The sequence below is a fragment of the Sphingoaurantiacus capsulatus genome, from assembly GCF_042648405.1.
GTDB classification, from domain to species: domain Bacteria; phylum Pseudomonadota; class Alphaproteobacteria; order Sphingomonadales; family Sphingomonadaceae; genus Sphingoaurantiacus; species Sphingoaurantiacus capsulatus.
This window is the reverse complement of sequence record NZ_JBHRXV010000003.1, coordinates 320,254-336,174: the sequence shown is the minus strand read 5'-3', so window position 1 is coordinate 336,174 and position 15,921 is coordinate 320,254. Positions and strand designations below refer to the sequence as shown.

Genomic DNA, 15,921 nt, shown 5'->3' with positions numbered 1-15,921 from the left:
GCCGTATACATGCCGGACCATACAACGGCCGCCCGAGAAGGGCGGCCCTTTCTTTATCTGGAGGTTTCGATGGCCCAGCCGCTCATGCCGCACGCAACCGCGTCCTGGCTGGTCGATAACACCGCGCTCAGCTTCGAGCAGATCGCCGAATTCTGCGGGCTGCACATCCTCGAAGTGCAGGCGATCGCCGACGAGAACACGCCCACCAAGCTGATCGGACGCGACCCGATCCGCGCCGGCGAGCTGACGCAGGCGGAGATCGACAAGGGCCAGGCCAACGCCGACTATCGCCTGATCCAGGAAAAGGGCCCGGAGCAGCTGCGCCGCACCAAGGGCCCGCGCTACACGCCGGTGTCGAAGCGCCAGGACAAGCCGGACGGCATCGCCTGGATCATCCGCAATCACCCGGAAGTGACCGACGCGCAGATCTCCAAGCTGATCGGCACGACCAAGACGACGATCGCGGCGATCCGCGACCGCAGCCACTGGAACATCGCCAACATCACCCCGAAGGACCCGGTGACCCTGGGCCTGTCGTCGCAGCGCGAGCTCGACGCGCTGATCGCGGTGGCGGCGAAGAAGGCCGGCATCAGCATCGAGGACACGCGCTTCGACGCCGACCGCGCCGAGCTGCTCGACCAGCTGCGCGCCGAGCGCGAGGCGGCGGAATATCTCGCCGAGCATGGCGAGGAGGCCGCACCGGTCGAGATCACCGCCGAGAACCTGTTCAAGCGTCCGAGCACACCGCGCGACGAATAGGCCGCACCTGTCCAAGAGGGCAGGGCGGCGCCCCGGCCCCTCGACTTGACGCGAACGTAAACCTAAGCATGACGGCGGAAGGACCGCCGTCATGCAGGATTCATCGCTCGCCGTTGCCGAGCCCCCGGAAGCGGGGAAGGAACTGCGCGGGCTCTTCTATCCGCACGGCCGCTGGACGCCCGAACCGGGCAAGCTCCATCCCGTTGCCGACGGTGTGTTCTGGCTGCGCATGCCGCTGCCGTTCAGCCTCGATCACATCAACCTCTGGGTGCTCGACGACGGCGACGGCTGGGCGATCGTCGATACCGGCCTGGCCGCCGGCCCGTGCAGGGACATGTGGCGGGCGCTGTTCGAGGGGCAGATGGCGGGCCGGCCGGTCTCGCGCGTCATCGTCACCCATTATCATCCCGATCACCTCGGCCTCGCCGGCTGGCTGACGCACAAATGGGGCGTGCCGCTGGAGATCACCCGCGGCGAGTTCATGCTGGCGCGGGTGCTGACGCTCGATATCGCCGATGCGCCGCCAGCAGCTGCCATCGACTTCTATGCCCGCAGCGGCTGGCCCGACGAGGCGGTCGAGCGGATGAAGGGGCAAGGCTGGGGGCGCTTCGGCATGGCGGTGACCCGGCTGCCGATGGGCTATTCGCGGCTCGTCGACGGCCAGGCGCTGACCATCGGCGGGCGGACCTGGCGCGTCGTCACCGGCAGCGGCCATTCGCCAGAGCATGCCTGCCTGCTCTGTGACGAAGCGGGGCTGCTGATCTCGGGCGACCAACTGCTGCCGCGCATCACTTCCAACGTCTCGGTCTATCCGACCGAGCCCAACGCCGACCCGCTGGGCGAATGGTTCGCGAGCCTCGACAAGCTGGAGGCGCTCGACGAGGAACTGACGGTGCTGCCGGCGCACAACGAGCCGTTCACTCGGCTGCGCGTCCGCACCACGCAGTTGCGCGACGACCATATGGGCAAGCTCGACAAGCTGGAGACGCTGCTCGGCGATGGTCCGCGCACCGCGTTCGAAAGCTTCGGCACCCTGTTCGGACGGACGATCAAGCCAGACGAAATCATGATGGCGACCGGCGAGGCGCTGGCGCATCTCCACTGGCTGGAGCGCGCGGGGCGCGCGACCCGGCTCAGCGACGGCGGTGTCGACCGCTTCGCGCGAACATAGAGAAGGAGAGCGGTGGCGTGAGCGTGGCGGTTTGGGACAGCAACTACCGACATCCGGTGTCGTGGCGCACCGCCTTCGAGGCCTTGCCGGTGTTCGAACTGCTCGACCGCACCGCGAAGCGCATCCCCGACGCGCCCTGCATCGATTTCCTCGGCCGCATCTTCACTTATGAAACGGTCGCCGGCCTCGTCGATCGCGCCGCCGAAGGCTTTCGGCGGATGGGCGTCGGGCGCGGCGTCAAGGTCGGGCTGTTCCTGCCCAATTGCCCGCAATATGTCGTCGCCTACTACGCCGCGATGAAGGCGGGCGGCACGGTGGTGAACTTCTCGCCGCTCTATACCGCCGACGAGCTGGCGGCGCAGGTCGAGGACAGCGAGACCGACATCATGGTCACGCTCGACGTGGCGCAGCTCTATCCGACCATCGCCAAGGTGCTCGACCGGACGCGGCTGAAGACGCTGGTCGTCGGCAACCTCGGCGAGGTGCTGCCGGGCGGCAAGGCGCTGCTCTATCGGATGTTCAAGCAGCGCGAGCGGGTGAAGTTCGCGATCGACGCGGCGCATGTGAACTTCAAGTCGCTGCTCGATCACGGCGGCCTCGCCGCGCCGCCGGCGATCGACGTCCATGAGGATATCGCGCTGCTGCAGTACACTGGCGGCACGACGGGCACGCCGAAGGGCGCGATCCTCACCCACGCCAACCTCAGCGCCAATGCGCAGCAGGTCGATTCGATCGACGCCGACCGCGAGGCAGAAGATCGCATCCTCGGCGCGCTGCCGCTGTTCCATGTTTTCGCCAACACCTGCGTGCTCAACCGCACCATGCTGCGCGGCGGCGAGATGGTGCTGTTGCCGAAGTTCGAGCTGGGAGCGGCGCTGAAGACGATCCACCGCCGCAAGATCACCGCAGTGCCCGGCGTGCCGACGATGTACCAGTCGTTCCTCGATCATCCGCACATCGCGAAATACGACCTGTCGTCGATCCGCGTCTGCATTTCGGGCGGCGCACCGATGCCCGCCGAGCTGAAGGCGCGGTTCGAGGCGAAGACCGGCGCCAAGGTAGTCGAGGGATATGGCCTCACCGAAAGCTCGGGCGTGGTGTCGGTGAACCCCTATGAGGGGTTGTCGAAGGACGGATCGATCGGCCAGCCGCTGCCGGGCACGACGGTGGTGCTGGTCGACAAGGACGATCCGACGAAGCTCGCCGCGCCCGGCGATTCGGGTGAAATCACCGTGTCGGGGCCGCAGATCATGCGCGGCTATTGGAACAAGCCCGCCGAGACGGCGAACGTGTTCGTCGACGGGCGGCTGCGCACCGGCGACGTCGGGACGATGGATGCCGAGGGCTATCTCTATGTCGTCGACCGGCTGAAGGACATGATCGTCGTTGGCGGCTTCAAGGTGTTCCCGAGCCAGCTCGAGGATCATCTTTACGCCAACCCGGCGGTGAAGGAGGCGCTCGTCATCGGCGTGCGGGATGCCTATCTCGGCGAGCGACCCAAGGCGTTCGTGACCTTGCAGCCCGACACGGCGGCGACCGAGGCGGAACTGCTTGACTGGCTCAACAGGCACGTCGGCAAGCATGAGCGCGCGGTAGCAGTGGAGATTCGCACCAACCTCCCCAAGACGATGATCGGCAAGCTCAGCCGCAAGGAACTGGTCGCCGAGGAAAAGGCGAAGGCCGCAGCGCGGAACGCGGCTTGACCACCTTCCCCCCGGCCGCCACAAACGGCCCGGCGTTGACAAGGGTGCGGAGGCGATGAGCGGGACGGCGGGCGATACGATCGAGGGACTGTCGTTCGAGCAGGCGCTCCAGCGGCTGGAAGCGATCGTGCGCAAGCTCGAGGCCGGCGAGGCCAGCCTCGAGGAGTCGATCGGCCTCTATGAGGAAGGCACGAAGCTGAAGCGGCAGTGCGAAGCCAAGCTGGCGCAGGCGCAGGCGCGTATCGAGAAAATCCAGGTCGGCGCCGACGGACAGGCGGCGGGCGTCGCGCCCTTCGATCCGAGCTGATGCACGCCAGCCTGAGCCTCAAGCCGGCGCTCGACGCGATCGGCAACGCGATCGACCAGCGCTTCGACCGGTTGCTGCCGGTCCCCGACGATCCCCGTGGCCGGCTGTATGAGGCGATGCGCTATTGCGCGATCGGCGGCGGCAAGCGGATGCGGCCGCTGCTGGTGGTCGCCGCCTGCGACCTGTTCCACGTCGACAAGGAGCGCGCGCTGCGCGTCGCGATCGCCGTCGAGTGCATCCATTGCTACAGCCTGATCCACGACGATCTGCCGTGCATGGACGATGACGACATGCGGCGCGGCAAGCCGACGCTTCACAAGGAATATGGCGAGGCGGCCGCGGTGCTGGCGGGCGATGCGCTTCACGCGCTCGCCTTCGAGGTGCTGGCTGACGAAGCGACGCATGAAGACCCGTTCGTGCGGTCGGAACTGGTGTTCGAGCTGGCGCGCGCCTCGGGTCCGGTCGGCATGGCGGGCGGCCAGATGATGGATCTCGTCGCCGAGAGCGAGGTCTTCGACCTGCCGACGACGACACGGCTCCAGCAGCTGAAGACCGGCGCGCTGATCTCCTTCTGCCTCGAGGCGGGCGCGATCATGGGCCGGGTCGGCGACAGCCAGCGCAAGCGGCTGCGCGGCTATGCGAAGGACCTGGGCCTCGCCTTCCAGATCGCCGACGATGTGCTCGACGTCGAGGGCGACAGCGCGCGCACCGGCAAGGCGGTGCGCAAGGATGAGGAAGCCGGCAAGGCGACCTTCGTGTCGCTGCTCGGCCTCGACCGCGCCAAGCAGCAGGCCGAAATGCTCATCGACCAGGCCATCGGCCATCTGAACGGCTTCGGGCAGGAGGCGGACCTGCTGCGCGCCATCGCGCGCTTCGCCATCGAACGCGATCGCTAATCCAACAGCACGGGGGCTGGACATGCGTGTGGGGGTGTATCCCGGTACTTTCGATCCGATCACGCTGGGCCACATGGATATCATCCGGCGCGGCGCGAAGCTGGTCGACAAGCTGGTGATCGGCGTCGCGACCAATCCGTCGAAGTCGCCGATGTTCACGCTTGAGGAGCGGGTGGCGCAGGTGAAGCGCGAGGCGGCCGACCTCGGCACCGCCGTCGAGGTGGTGCCGTTCGACGCGCTGCTGATGAAGTTCGCCGAGGCGCAGAAGGCGCAGGTCATCGTCCGCGGCCTGCGCGCCGTCGCCGACTTCGAATATGAGTTCCAGATGGCCGGCATGAACCAGCAGCTCAACGCCGATATCGAGACCGTTTTCCTGATGGCCGACGTCGCGCTGCAGCCGATCGCGTCACGTCTGGTTAAGGAGATCGCGATGTATGGTGGCAACATCGCTCCCTTCGTCCCGGCGCTGATTGCCGAGGAAGTGGCGGAGCGCGTCGCCGCGACGCGGTGACTTGGGCCCGCGGCGCTGATACAGGCGCCGCACTGTTTGGCGCTTATTGGGGAGAGCTCATGCGCAAGCTCGTCGCGCTGCTTTTCGGTTTCCTGTTCGCAACGGCGGCCGCCGCCCAGACGCCCGCGGCCCCGGCCGCGCCGGCGCTCGATCTTGCGAACGTGCTGTATCTCGACCTGTCCACCGGCGGTCGTGTCGGCATCTTGATGCGCCCCGACAAGGCGCCGACGCATGTCGAGCGCATCAAGACGCTCGCCCGCCGCGGCTTTTATGATGGCCTCATCTTCCACCGCGTTATCGACGGCTTCATGGCGCAGGGCGGCGATCCCAAGGGCGAGGGCTCGGGCGGGTCGGATCTTCCCGACCTGAAGGCCGAGTTCAACGACATCCCGCACATGCGCGGCGTTGCCTCGATGGCGCGTGCCGCCGGCAACGACAGCGCCAACAGCCAGTTCTTCATCATGCTCGGGCCGAACTTCGTGCTCGATAACGAATACACCGCCTGGGGCCGCGTGTTCGAGGGCATGGAATATGTCGACGCGATCGAGAAGGGCGAGCCGCCGGCCAACCCGTCGAAGATCCTGAAGGCGTCGATCGGCTCGGATAACGTCGCGCCGCCCGCGAAGACGCCGCCGACCATCGCCGTGGCGCCGGTCGCACCGCAGACCCCAGCCGCCCCGGCTCCGGCTGCCAAGAATTAATCGTCATCCCCGCGAAGGCGGGAATCCACTACCGCCGATGCTAGAGTTAATGGATCCCCGCCTTCGTGGGGGTGACGATAAGGGTGGGGAGGCGCACCTGCGCGTCGACGATTTCGACTTCGAACTGCCGACCGACCAGATCGCGCTGAGGCCGGCCAGTCCGCGCGATGCCGCGAGGCTGCTCCTCGTCCGCCGCGATGGCTTCGAGGATCGCGGCGTTCGCGACCTGCCCGGGCTGCTGCGCGCCGGCGATCTGCTGGTGTTCAACGATACGCGGGTGATCCCGGCGCAGCTTCACGGGCGGCGCGGCGAGGCGAAGATCGGGGTGACCTTGCACAAGCGCGAGGACGCCTGGCGCTGGCAGGCCTTCGTTAAGAACGCCAAGCGGCTGAAGCTGGGGGACCGGGTCGATTTCGGCGCGGGGCTGGCCGGTGTGGTCGAGGATCGCGGCGACGACGGCTCGATCCTCTGGCGTTTCGAGGCGGCCGTGCCGCTGGAGCAGGCGCTGGCCGAGGCGGGCACCATGCCGCTGCCGCCCTATATCGCCGGCAAGCGGCCGACCGACGCGCGCGATGCCGAGGATTATCAGACCCTCTACGCCGACAAGCCGGGCGCGGTCGCGGCGCCGACCGCCGGGCTGCATTTCACCCCGGAGCTGATCGCGGCGATCGACGCGGCGGGCATCGGGCGGGCGACGCTGACCCTGCATGTCGGCGCGGGCACCTTCCTGCCGGTGAAGGCCGACGATACCGCAGGCCATCGCATGCACGCCGAATGGGGCCGCATCGATGCGGCGACCGCCGACCGGCTGAACGCGGTGCGTGCAGCGGGCGGGCGGATCATCGCGGTGGGCACGACCTCGCTGCGGCTCATCGAGAGCGCGGCGGGGGACGATGGCGTGGTGCGGCCATTCGCGGGCGACACCGCCATCTTCATCACGCCGGGCTATAAATTTCGCGCCGTCGGCGGGCTGATGACCAATTTCCACCTGCCGCGATCGACCTTGTTCATGCTGGTCAGCGCGCTGATGGGGCTGGAGACGATGCAGCGCGCCTATGCGCATGCCATCGCCAACGACTATCGCTTCTACAGCTATGGCGACTCCAGCCTGCTGCTGCCGTAAGGGAAAGCTGCGCCGCCGCGCGTAGATGAGGGGTATGCGAATGCGTTTGTGGCTCTGCACGGTGGCGGTGATGATGGCGGGTGCCGCGCAGGCGCAGGCGTATGCACAGCCCGTGGCGCCGCCGGCGGGCGCCGGGCCGCTGGTCGGGCGCAGCGTCGCGCCGGTCGGGGTGCTGATCGCCGGCTTCGACAGCGACGGCGACGGCCGCACCAGTCGCGAGGAATCGCGTCACGGGACGCTGCGCATGTTCGGGCTCGCCGACCAGAACAAGGACGGCAAGCTCGGGCTGCTCGAACTGTCGCAATGGTCGGCGACCTGGCTCGGCGACGTGTCGGCGCTGCCCGGCCGCTTCGACTTCGACCGCGATGCCGACGACAGCATTTCGGCGGCGGAGTTCACCGCCGAGCTGGAGCGCCGCTTCAGCCGCTTCGATGTCGACAAGGACGGCTTCGTGACCCGTGGCGAACTGCTGCAATCACAGCCGCTGCGCCAGCAGCAGCGCGACGAACGGCAGCGCCTGCCCGATCCGCCGCAGCGCCAATAGGCGACAAGGCCGCGCCGCTTCGCTAAAGCGCGGCGCATGCAGCCCCGTTTCGAGTTCGACATTCACGCCACCGACGGTGCGGCGCGCACCGGCGTCATCCGCATGAAGCGCGGCGACATCCGCACGCCCGCCTTCATGCCGGTCGGCACCGCCGCCACCGTGAAGGCGATGCGCCCCGCCGAGGTTCGTGCCTCGGGCGCCGACATCATCCTCGGCAACACCTATCATCTGATGCTCCGCCCGACCGCCGAGCGCATCGCGTCGCTGGGTGGCCTGCATAAGTTCATGGGCTGGGACCGGCCGATCCTCACCGATTCCGGCGGCTATCAGGTGATGTCGCTGTCCGAGCTGCGGAAGATGAGCGAGCAGGGCGTGCAGTTCGCCTCGCACCTCGACGGCTCGCGGCACATGCTGAGCCCCGAACGTTCGATGGAAATCCAGCGGTTGCTCGGCACCGACATCGTCATGGCGTTCGACGAGTGCACGCCGCATCCGGCGACGCATGAGGAGGCGGCGTCCTCGATGGAGCGGTCGATGCGCTGGGCGAAGCGGTCGCGCGATGGCTTCGACAGCGGTGCCGAGCACGCTGAGGTCGCGGCGTTGTTCGGCATCCAGCAGGGCTCGATGTACGAGGACCTGCGCCGCGTCTCGGCGGAGAAGCTGATCGAGATCGGCTTCGACGGCTATGCGGTCGGCGGCCTTGCGGTCGGCGAGGGGCAGGCGGCGATGTTCGGCGTGCTCGACTATGCGCCGGCGATGCTGCCTGCCGACCGGCCGCGCTACCTGATGGGCGTCGGCAAGCCCGACGATATCGTCGGCGCGGTAGTGCGCGGCATCGATATGTTCGACTGCGTGCTGCCGACGCGGTCGGGCCGCAACGGGCAGGCGTTCACGCACGCCGGGCCGCTCAACCTGCGCAATGCCAAATACAAGGACGACAGTGGGCCGCTCGATCCCGACTGCGCTTGCCCGGTCTGCGGCCAGTGGAGCCGCGCCTATCTCCATCACCTGATCAAGGCGGGCGAAATCCTCGGCGCCATGCTGATGACCGAGCATAATATCTGGTTCTATCAGCAGTTGATGGCGGGCCTGCGCAGCGCCATCGCGGAGGGGCGGCTGACGTCGCACGCGGCGGCCTTTCTCGGTCGTTACAAAGGAGGCGAATGATGGCGGTGCTTCAGGTCGAACGCGGTGACGGCTACGCGGTGGTCACGCTCAACCGGCCCGAGGCGATGAACGCGCTGTCGGCGGAGCTGCGCACCTCGCTCGCACGCACGGTGCGCGAGCTTGAAGTCGATCCCGATATCCGCGTGCTGATCCTGACCGGCGCCGGCGAGCGCGCCTTCACCGCCGGGCTCGACCTGAAGGAGCTGGGCGGCGGCGCCAGCATTTCGGACGCGGTTGATGTCGAGGATCCGGTCAAGTCGATCGCGCAATTCTCAGGTCCGGTGATCGGCGCGATCAACGGTGTCGCGATCACCGGCGGGTTCGAGCTGGCGCTGGCCTGCGACGTGCTGATCGCCGCCGACACCGCGCGCTTCGCCGACACCCATGCCCGGGTCGGCATCATGCCGGGCTGGGGGCTGAGCCAGAAGCTGTCGCGCGCCATCGGCATCTACCGCGCCAAGGAATTGTCGCTGACCGGCAATTTCCTCTCGGCGCAGCAGGCAGCCGACTGGGGGCTGGTCAACCGCGTGGTGTCGCAGGCCGAGCTGCTGCCGACGGCGAAGAAGCTCGCCGCGGACATGTTGACGACCGTCCCCGAGATGCTGGTCGGTTACAAGAAGCTGATCGACGACGGTTTCGCCGCCAGCTTCGGCGACGGCCTCGCACTCGAAGCCGAGCGCGCCCGCGCCAACGGTGGCGTCACCGCCGAGGAGATCGAGCGGCGTCGCGAGGGCGTTCGCGCCCGCGGGCAGGCCCAGCAGGGTTAGCGCGCGAAGCTTTCGAGGAAGCGCTTCGCCACGAGGCTGTTCTCGATCTCGGCACGGACCAGCGAATTGCCCCACCACAGGCCCTCGGTGTTCGCGAGGACGATGAGCGTCAGCCGCTTGTCGGGCACCTTCAGGTACATCGCCGAATAGGCGTCGGGCTCCCAGCCCGAATGCCAGACCAGCCGCTGGCCCTGCCAGTCCTGGCGAAACCAGCCCCAATCATAGCCATCACGCTGCGGCGTCCTGCCGAGAAGCTGCGCGGTACGTGCTGGCGACAGCAGCTTGCCCGCGTCGAGCGCGATGTCGAACTTCGCAAGGTTGGCGGCGCTGGTGTAGACGCCCGCCGCGCCGCGGAAGTCGTCGTCGGGGAACACGGTCTTGCGCGGCCCGTCGTCGGTCATCTTGAACGGCGGGGCCATGCGGGCGAGCGCGAGGCCGCCCTTCTCGTCCTGCCAGCCGAGCGCTGTATGGTCGATGCCGGCCGGCTTGAGGATATTGTCGCGGACGATGTCGCGCAATTCGCGGCCGCCCGAGCCGGTCACGATTCGGCTCAGCCGGGCATAGGCGATCGGGTTGTAGACGAAGCGGCTGCCGTCGCCGTTGACGCGCATCGACAGCAGGTCGCGCAAGGTCCACTTGCGCTCGCAATTGACCGGCGGAATCTCGCCACCGGCATCCTTGTCGCCGCCGCCGAACGGGATGTCGGTGCCGCGCATCCATTCGCACTGTGCATGCCAGCGCGGGTCGGCGGTCATCGGCGTGTCGATCGACAGGCGGCCCGCATCTACTTCCGCAAGCACAGCGGCGGCTGAGATCGGCTTCGAGACCGAGGCGATCCAGAACACGGTGTCCATGGTCGTCGCGATCTCTCCCTCGTCGTCCGAGGTGCCGTAGGCGGCCTGCCAGGCGATGCGGCCATCCTTCACGATAACGGCGGTCATCGCGGGGATGCGCTTCTCCTTGCGGAACTGCGCGAGGAAGGCGTCGAACGCGGCGAAGTCGTCGGCCGCTGCCGGCGCCGCGGTCATCAGCAGGCCGACCAGCGCGGCGAGGAGCGATCTGAACATGGTCCTTCCCCCATTCGGGAAAGGAAGGTCAGCCGCGTCGCCGCGCTTGTCAAACGCTTGCGTTACTTGCCCTTGAACGCCGCCGGGCGCTTCTGAAGGAAGGCGCTGACACCCTCGGCGAAGTCGGCGGTGCGGCCGGCGATCATCTGGTTGCGGCGCTCGACCATCAGGCCTTCGGTGAGGCTGGTGTCCATGCAGGCGCGGATGCCCTGGCGGATCAGCGCGTAGGAGCGGGTTGGTCCCTTGGCGAGCTTGGCGGCGATTTCCTGCGCGGTCGGCATCAGCTGGTCGTCGTCGACGCACTTCCAGATCATGCCCCATTCCTCGGCGGTTTCCGCCGGGATGCGCTCGCCGAGCATCATCATCGCCTGCGCGCGCGCCTTGCCGGCGAGGCGCGGGAGTAGCCAGGTCGAGCCGACGTCGGGGACGAGGCCGATGTTGATGAACGCCTGGAGGAAATAGGCCGAGCGGGCCGCGATGACGATGTCGCCGGCCAGCGCGAAGGAGCAGCCGGCACCGGCGGCCGGGCCGTTCACCGCGGTGATGAACGGCATCGGCAGCGCGAACAGCCGCTCCAGCAGCGGGTTGAAATGAGTCTCGAGCACGAAGCCGGCGTCGATCGGGCCCGAGCGCACAGCGCCACCGGTGTTGGCGAGGTCGGCGCCGCTCGAAAAGCCGCGACCGGCGCCGGTAAGCAGCAGGACGCGCGAGCTGGCTTCGTCGCGCAGCTTGTCCACCGCGTCGATCATCTCGCCGATCACGCCGGTGTGGAGCGCGTTCAGCATCTGCGGGCGGTTGATGGTCAGCGTCGCGACGCCGTCCGATTCGTCGAGCGTGATATGTTCGTAGGCCATGCTGCCTTCCCTCGCGGATGCCGGTTGCGCGGCACCATAGCGGCACGGCGCCGCAACCGAAGCGCTGTCAAATGCAACAGGCGCGGCCGCAATCCCTTGTTCGGCGCGGCGAAGCCGGGACGTTGCAGCCGCGCAACAGATTCGGATCGTTAACCTTTTACCTCGCGTTAACCTTTGTGTACGTAAACAAACAGGGTTAACGATTGACCCGCGCGTCCGCTTCCGGGGGGAATCGACGCGAAGCCAGGGGGAATACCAAATGCGCGTTCTTCTGATCGAGGACGATGCCAACACCGCGCGCAGCATCGATCTGATGCTCTCGAACGAGGGGTTCAACGTCTACACGACGGACCTCGGCGAAGAGGGCGTCGATCTCGGGAAGCTGTATGACTACGACATCATCCTGCTCGACCTGAACCTGCCCGACATGCACGGCTATGACGTGCTGAAGAAGCTACGGGTGGCGAAGGTCGGCACGCCGATCCTGATCCTGTCAGGCACCAGCGAGATGGAGTCGAAGGTCCGCGGCCTCGGCTTCGGCGCCGACGACTATGTGACCAAGCCGTTCCACCGCGAGGAGCTGGTGGCGCGCATCCATGCCGTCGTCCGCCGCTCGAAGGGCCATTCGCAGTCGGTGATCCGTACCGGCAAGCTGGGCGTCAACCTCGACACCAAGACGGTCGAAGTCGATGGCGTGCGCGTGCACCTGACCGGCAAGGAATATGCGATGCTGGAGCTGCTGTCGCTCCGCAAGGGCACCACGCTGACCAAGGAGATGTTCCTCAACCATCTCTACGGCGGCATGGACGAGCCCGAACTGAAGATCATCGACGTGTTCATCTGCAAGCTCAGGAAGAAGCTGAGCCAGGCGTGCGGCGGCGAGAGCTATATCGAGACTGTCTGGGGCCGCGGCTATGTGCTGCGCGATCCCGATGACGTGATCCACCCCGTGAAGGTCGCCGCCGTCGCGGCCTGACCCGACCGGCAATCCATCGGACAGGGGCGGTGCCGGCGACGGCGCCGCCCTTTTCGTTTCCCCTAACCCATTCGGGTGATGCGACCCCTCCCGCCCGTGCGCAAAACTCCCTTGAGACGAAGCGCCGTCAGAACGCGCAACTGTTTCGTGAGGCGAATCAAGGGAGGGGAACTCCATGCGCTCTATTGTTACCAAGGCTGTCGCGTTCGGCGGCGGCCTGACGCTGCTCGGCGCCTGCGCCACGACGACCGAATATGTCGCGCCGCTGCCCGTCGAGGCATCGCTGAGCAACTACACCGGACGCACGATCACCCGCGTTGACTACCAGCCATGCGGCGACGGCGCCGGCAACTGGTCGCCGCTGTCGATCGGCGCGGTCGCGCCCGGCGCGACGGTGAAGTTCCAGCTTCCCGCCGACTGCGTGAACATGAACGCCTACAACGACACCGGCAAGCTGGCCGGGTCGCAGACCGGCGTGAAGCGCGACTTTCCGTTCAAGTGGACGCTGTCCTGAGCTTTCTGGGTTCTGAGCTTTCTGGGGGAATAGGCCATGCATGAATATATGATGCGCGTGATCGCGCTGGGCACCGCGGCTGCCGGCGCGCTTGCGCTCTACGGCTGCTCGTCGGGTCCGTCCTACGAATATTACAAGGTCAGCTCGCGCTTCGTGTCGAGCGCGCAGGGCCAGCAGGCGCCGGAAGTCATCGCGACGCCCGCCTACAACCAGCTCGCCGGCCGCGCGACCACCGTCGCGGTTCGCGCGCCCGACAGTTGCGTCAACAACACCGCCAACCAGGCGACCGGCGGCGCGGCTGCCGCGGGCACGATCCTGCAGACCAACTGCGGCGTCGAGATGGGCGAGATCGAGCGCGCGCTGACCCGCGCGGGCTACAATGTCATCTCGTGGAACGTGCTGCAGCGCGAGATGTCGCGCGACGCCTCGGCCGCGCAGGTGGCGAGCACGCTCGGGGCGCAGGTGCTGTTCCAGGTCAACTCGCTCGAGAAGTCGCAGAAGACGCTCGGCGCCGATGCCCGCTGGGAACGCACCTATTTCCGCACCGACGCCAGCGGCTTCTCGGCAACGCCGCTGCCGCTGACCGAAGATGCCCGTGCCCTTATCGCGCGCACCTATCTCGCGCCGATCGAGGCGAGCGTGAACACCCGCTCCTATGCGGTGACGCTCGACGCCACCGCGGTGTGGGTGAAGACCGGCCAGTCGCTCTGGTACTATCGCTGGACGCGCGCGGCCGAGCCGAGCGGCGTCGCCGCCGGCTACGACCTGCGCCTCGCCTGCTATTATGGCTATGGCTTCAACTCCTGCCAGGCGTTCAAGCCGACGCTGCCGACGGAGCCCGGGGGCTTGGTGACGGCGGCCGGTGAGTCGGTCGCGGTCAGCGCCTCGGAGCGCCCGGAGGATCTAGAGCGCGCGGCCTATGCCGAGCTGTCGAAGGAAGTGATCAACGACTTCGTCGACAATTTCGCCAAGGCGCGCCAGTTCGCGCGCTGAGGCCGCCTTCGGCAGAACGGTTCGGGGCGGGGCGGCAATGGTCGTTTCCGCCCCGCGTCGTTTTCGCTCACGCTTGGCCGATCCGCTTGACAGGAGCAGACCGGTCATGGCGGGCTATGCCGGCTTCATGACGTTTCGGGGGACTGTCGTGCGCGCTTTTGCCTTTGCCATGCTGACCAGCCTTGCCGCCGTCGCGGCCGTGCCCGCCGTGGCGCAGTCGAACGACACCTATGCCTTCTGCTACGCCGACCCGCCCACCTACCGCGCGGGCAATTTCGTGTTCACGCCGGTGCGCATGGTCGGAACCGGGGCGATCGACCTCGGCGAGGTCGGCGCCGCGCTCAGCGAGACGGCGCCGCAGGTGCGCGGCCGGCCGGTCAGCTGCTGGCGCTATCCCGACCAGCAGTCGGCCGAAAGCCGCCGCCAGGCGGGCATGGCCCACGAACGGTCGCGTGGCTACACCGTCATGGAAAGCAGCTGGACGCCGAGCCGGATCAGCAACGCGCCGGTGATGGAGCCGTCCGAGGTCGCCAACCCGGCCGCGCCGACGATCGTCGCGACCCCGGTCGCCGAAGCAGCTCCCGCCGCGCCGGCGACACCGCCTGCACCCGGCGCGGAAGTCGCCGCCGACATCGCCAAGGCGATCGCCGCCCCCGCCGCCGTCGCGGCGGCTCCCGCGCCGCCGCCGGAGCCGGTCGATGATCAGACCGGCGCGGTCGCCAATCTCAATGCCGGCATCGTCGCGGCCGAGGCCGCGCGCCTCAACGCCGCGGCGCAGGTGCAGGCCGACTACCAGCGCCAGCTCGACGAGCATCGCCGCAAGGTCGCCGAGGTCGAGGCGCGCAACGCCAAGGCGCAAGCCGACTATCAGGCAGCGGTGAAGGCCTGCGCGGCGGGCGACTTCTCCAAATGCGGCGGCCCGCCGGTGCCGATCAGGAAGCAGTAAGGCGCGACCGCCGGCTAGTCGCGCTTGAACAGTTCGGCGAACTTTCGGCCGCCGAACTTCATCTCACCAGCGATCTTGAAGATGCCGTTGGCGCGCACCGCCGGCTCGCCGTCGGCGGTGATCAGGCATTGCGCGAAGACGAGGTTGCGGGTGCGGCGCAGCAGCTGCGTCTCGCCCTCCACCCAGGCGCCGAGCTTGGCCGAGCCGAGAAAGTCCACCGATAGGTTGATCGTGGGCAGGAAGGTGTCGGGAAGGTCGCCCTGGAAGCGGATGCCGAGCGGCAGCTGCATGTCGGCGAAGGTCACCATCATCCCGCCATGCGCGATCTTCATCGGGTTGCAGTGTCGCTCCTCGACACGGAAGCCGAGCTTCAGCCGGCCGTCCTCCATCGGGCGCGCAAACAATGGCCCGTTGACGCCGATGAAGCCGAAGTCGAGCGGAAGGGCGAAGAAGCCGTCGGGGGTATCAGTCATGCCGGCGACCTTAGCCGCCCGGCGCCCACCTGCGCGCTGTCAAAGCAATCAGGCGTCGAAAATCGTCCGGTAGTGCTGGACGCGGGTGACACGCAGCCCCGGCATGCCGGCGCGATCGACCGCGCGCTGCCACGACGCGAATTCCTCGAAGCTGAGGTTGTAGCGCTCGCACGCCTCGTCGGCGGTGAGCAGCCCGCCGGTCACTGCCGCCACCACTTCCGCCTTGCGGCGCACGACCCACCGAGTGGTGTCGGGCGGCGGCAGACTGTCGAGCGTCAGCGCTTCGCCAAGCGGCCCGATGACCGAGGCGGGCTTGAATTTCTGGTTCTCGAGCATTCCTAACCTCAACGCCGCATCCTCAACGCGATGCGGCTGTCATACGACCGCAACCCTTACCGAAGCCTAAAGCCCCACGGTAAAATGCCGCTAAACCGCTTTCGGGTCCGGCC

At 67.6% G+C, this 15,921-nt stretch carries 19 protein-coding genes; 15 read left to right on the top strand and 4 right to left on the bottom strand.

The window, feature by feature from the left end; translation table 11 throughout:
• Positions 1–69: 69 nt before the first annotated feature.
• The 11 genes from ACFOMD_RS05000 (at position 70) to ACFOMD_RS04950 (ending at position 9,649) form a co-directional block, all read left to right on the top strand.
• Positions 70–759 carry a DUF1013 domain-containing protein gene (locus ACFOMD_RS05000; RefSeq protein WP_380857756.1) on the top strand — a complete coding sequence of 230 codons (690 nt, stop codon included), beginning with the start codon at positions 70–72 and terminating at the stop codon, positions 757–759.
• A gap of 91 nt (positions 760–850) precedes the next feature.
• Complete coding sequence (locus ACFOMD_RS04995; RefSeq protein ID WP_380857753.1) at positions 851–1,930, top strand: MBL fold metallo-hydrolase; 1,080 nt, start codon at positions 851–853, stop codon at positions 1,928–1,930.
• Positions 1,931–1,947: 17 nt separating this feature from the next.
• Positions 1,948–3,633: a long-chain-fatty-acid--CoA ligase gene (locus ACFOMD_RS04990; protein ID WP_380857750.1), complete on the top strand. Its 1,686-nt coding sequence runs from the start codon at positions 1,948–1,950 to the stop codon at positions 3,631–3,633.
• Between the two features lie 55 nt (positions 3,634–3,688).
• Positions 3,689–3,940 (top strand): exodeoxyribonuclease VII small subunit, encoded by a 252-nt coding sequence (locus ACFOMD_RS04985; RefSeq protein ID WP_380857747.1) that lies wholly within the window; start codon positions 3,689–3,691, stop codon positions 3,938–3,940.
• The gene (locus tag ACFOMD_RS04980; RefSeq protein WP_380857745.1) at positions 3,940–4,836 is read left to right on the top strand and encodes a polyprenyl synthetase family protein; all 897 of its coding nucleotides are present in this window, start codon (positions 3,940–3,942) and stop codon (positions 4,834–4,836) included. Before ACFOMD_RS04985 ends, ACFOMD_RS04980 begins: the two co-directional genes overlap by 1 nt.
• Positions 4,837–4,858: 22 nt before the next feature.
• Complete coding sequence (coaD, locus tag ACFOMD_RS04975) at positions 4,859–5,347, top strand: pantetheine-phosphate adenylyltransferase (protein WP_380857742.1); 489 nt, start codon at positions 4,859–4,861, stop codon at positions 5,345–5,347.
• Between the two features lie 59 nt (positions 5,348–5,406).
• Complete coding sequence (locus ACFOMD_RS04970; RefSeq protein ID WP_380857739.1) at positions 5,407–6,048, top strand: peptidylprolyl isomerase; 642 nt, start codon at positions 5,407–5,409, stop codon at positions 6,046–6,048.
• Positions 6,049–6,145: 97 nt separating this feature from the next.
• Positions 6,146–7,171 carry a tRNA preQ1(34) S-adenosylmethionine ribosyltransferase-isomerase QueA gene (gene queA, locus ACFOMD_RS04965; protein WP_380857894.1) on the top strand — a complete coding sequence of 342 codons (1,026 nt, stop codon included), beginning with the start codon at positions 6,146–6,148 and terminating at the stop codon, positions 7,169–7,171.
• Positions 7,172–7,211: 40 nt separating this feature from the next.
• The gene (locus tag ACFOMD_RS04960) at positions 7,212–7,715 is read left to right on the top strand and encodes an EF-hand domain-containing protein (protein WP_380857736.1); all 504 of its coding nucleotides are present in this window, start codon (positions 7,212–7,214) and stop codon (positions 7,713–7,715) included.
• Positions 7,716–7,751: 36 nt separating this feature from the next.
• Positions 7,752–8,882, top strand: a complete 1,131-nt coding sequence (gene tgt / locus ACFOMD_RS04955; protein ID WP_380857733.1) for a tRNA guanosine(34) transglycosylase Tgt — start codon at positions 7,752–7,754, stop codon at positions 8,880–8,882.
• Positions 8,879–9,649 (top strand): enoyl-CoA hydratase, encoded by a 771-nt coding sequence (locus ACFOMD_RS04950; protein ID WP_380857730.1) that lies wholly within the window; start codon positions 8,879–8,881, stop codon positions 9,647–9,649. Before tgt ends, ACFOMD_RS04950 begins: the two co-directional genes overlap by 4 nt.
• Here ACFOMD_RS04950 and ACFOMD_RS04945 read toward each other — a convergent pair.
• On the bottom strand, positions 9,646–10,716 hold the full coding sequence (locus ACFOMD_RS04945; RefSeq protein WP_380857727.1) for a serine hydrolase domain-containing protein: 1,071 nt from the start codon (positions 10,714–10,716) through the stop codon (positions 9,646–9,648). The genes ACFOMD_RS04950 and ACFOMD_RS04945 overlap by 4 nt on opposite strands.
• Positions 10,717–10,778: 62 nt before the next feature.
• Positions 10,779–11,570, bottom strand: coding sequence for an enoyl-CoA hydratase-related protein (locus ACFOMD_RS04940; RefSeq protein WP_380857724.1), 792 nt, complete (start codon positions 11,568–11,570; stop codon positions 10,779–10,781).
• A gap of 259 nt (positions 11,571–11,829) precedes the next feature.
• Between ACFOMD_RS04940 and ctrA the strand changes: the two genes are divergently transcribed.
• The 4 genes from ctrA (at position 11,830) to ACFOMD_RS04920 (ending at position 14,999) form a co-directional block, all read left to right on the top strand.
• On the top strand, positions 11,830–12,546 hold the full coding sequence (gene ctrA, locus ACFOMD_RS04935; protein WP_380857721.1) for a response regulator transcription factor CtrA: 717 nt from the start codon (positions 11,830–11,832) through the stop codon (positions 12,544–12,546).
• 175 nt (positions 12,547–12,721) lie between these two features.
• The gene (locus tag ACFOMD_RS04930; protein ID WP_380857718.1) at positions 12,722–13,060 is read left to right on the top strand and encodes a hypothetical protein; all 339 of its coding nucleotides are present in this window, start codon (positions 12,722–12,724) and stop codon (positions 13,058–13,060) included.
• A gap of 36 nt (positions 13,061–13,096) precedes the next feature.
• A complete protein-coding gene (locus ACFOMD_RS04925; protein ID WP_380857715.1) occupies positions 13,097–14,053 on the top strand; it encodes a hypothetical protein in 957 nt (318 codons plus the stop codon).
• A 169-nt stretch (positions 14,054–14,222) separates the two neighbouring features.
• A complete protein-coding gene (locus ACFOMD_RS04920) occupies positions 14,223–14,999 on the top strand; it encodes a hypothetical protein (RefSeq protein ID WP_380857712.1) in 777 nt (258 codons plus the stop codon).
• Between the two features lie 14 nt (positions 15,000–15,013).
• On the opposite strand, the gene ACFOMD_RS04915 is transcribed toward ACFOMD_RS04920, so the two are convergent.
• Positions 15,014–15,472, bottom strand: coding sequence for a PaaI family thioesterase (locus ACFOMD_RS04915; RefSeq protein ID WP_380857709.1), 459 nt, complete (start codon positions 15,470–15,472; stop codon positions 15,014–15,016).
• A gap of 48 nt (positions 15,473–15,520) precedes the next feature.
• A complete protein-coding gene (gene sciP, locus ACFOMD_RS04910; protein ID WP_380857706.1) occupies positions 15,521–15,808 on the bottom strand; it encodes a CtrA inhibitor SciP in 288 nt (95 codons plus the stop codon).
• Between the last annotated feature and the right edge of the window lie 113 nt (positions 15,809–15,921).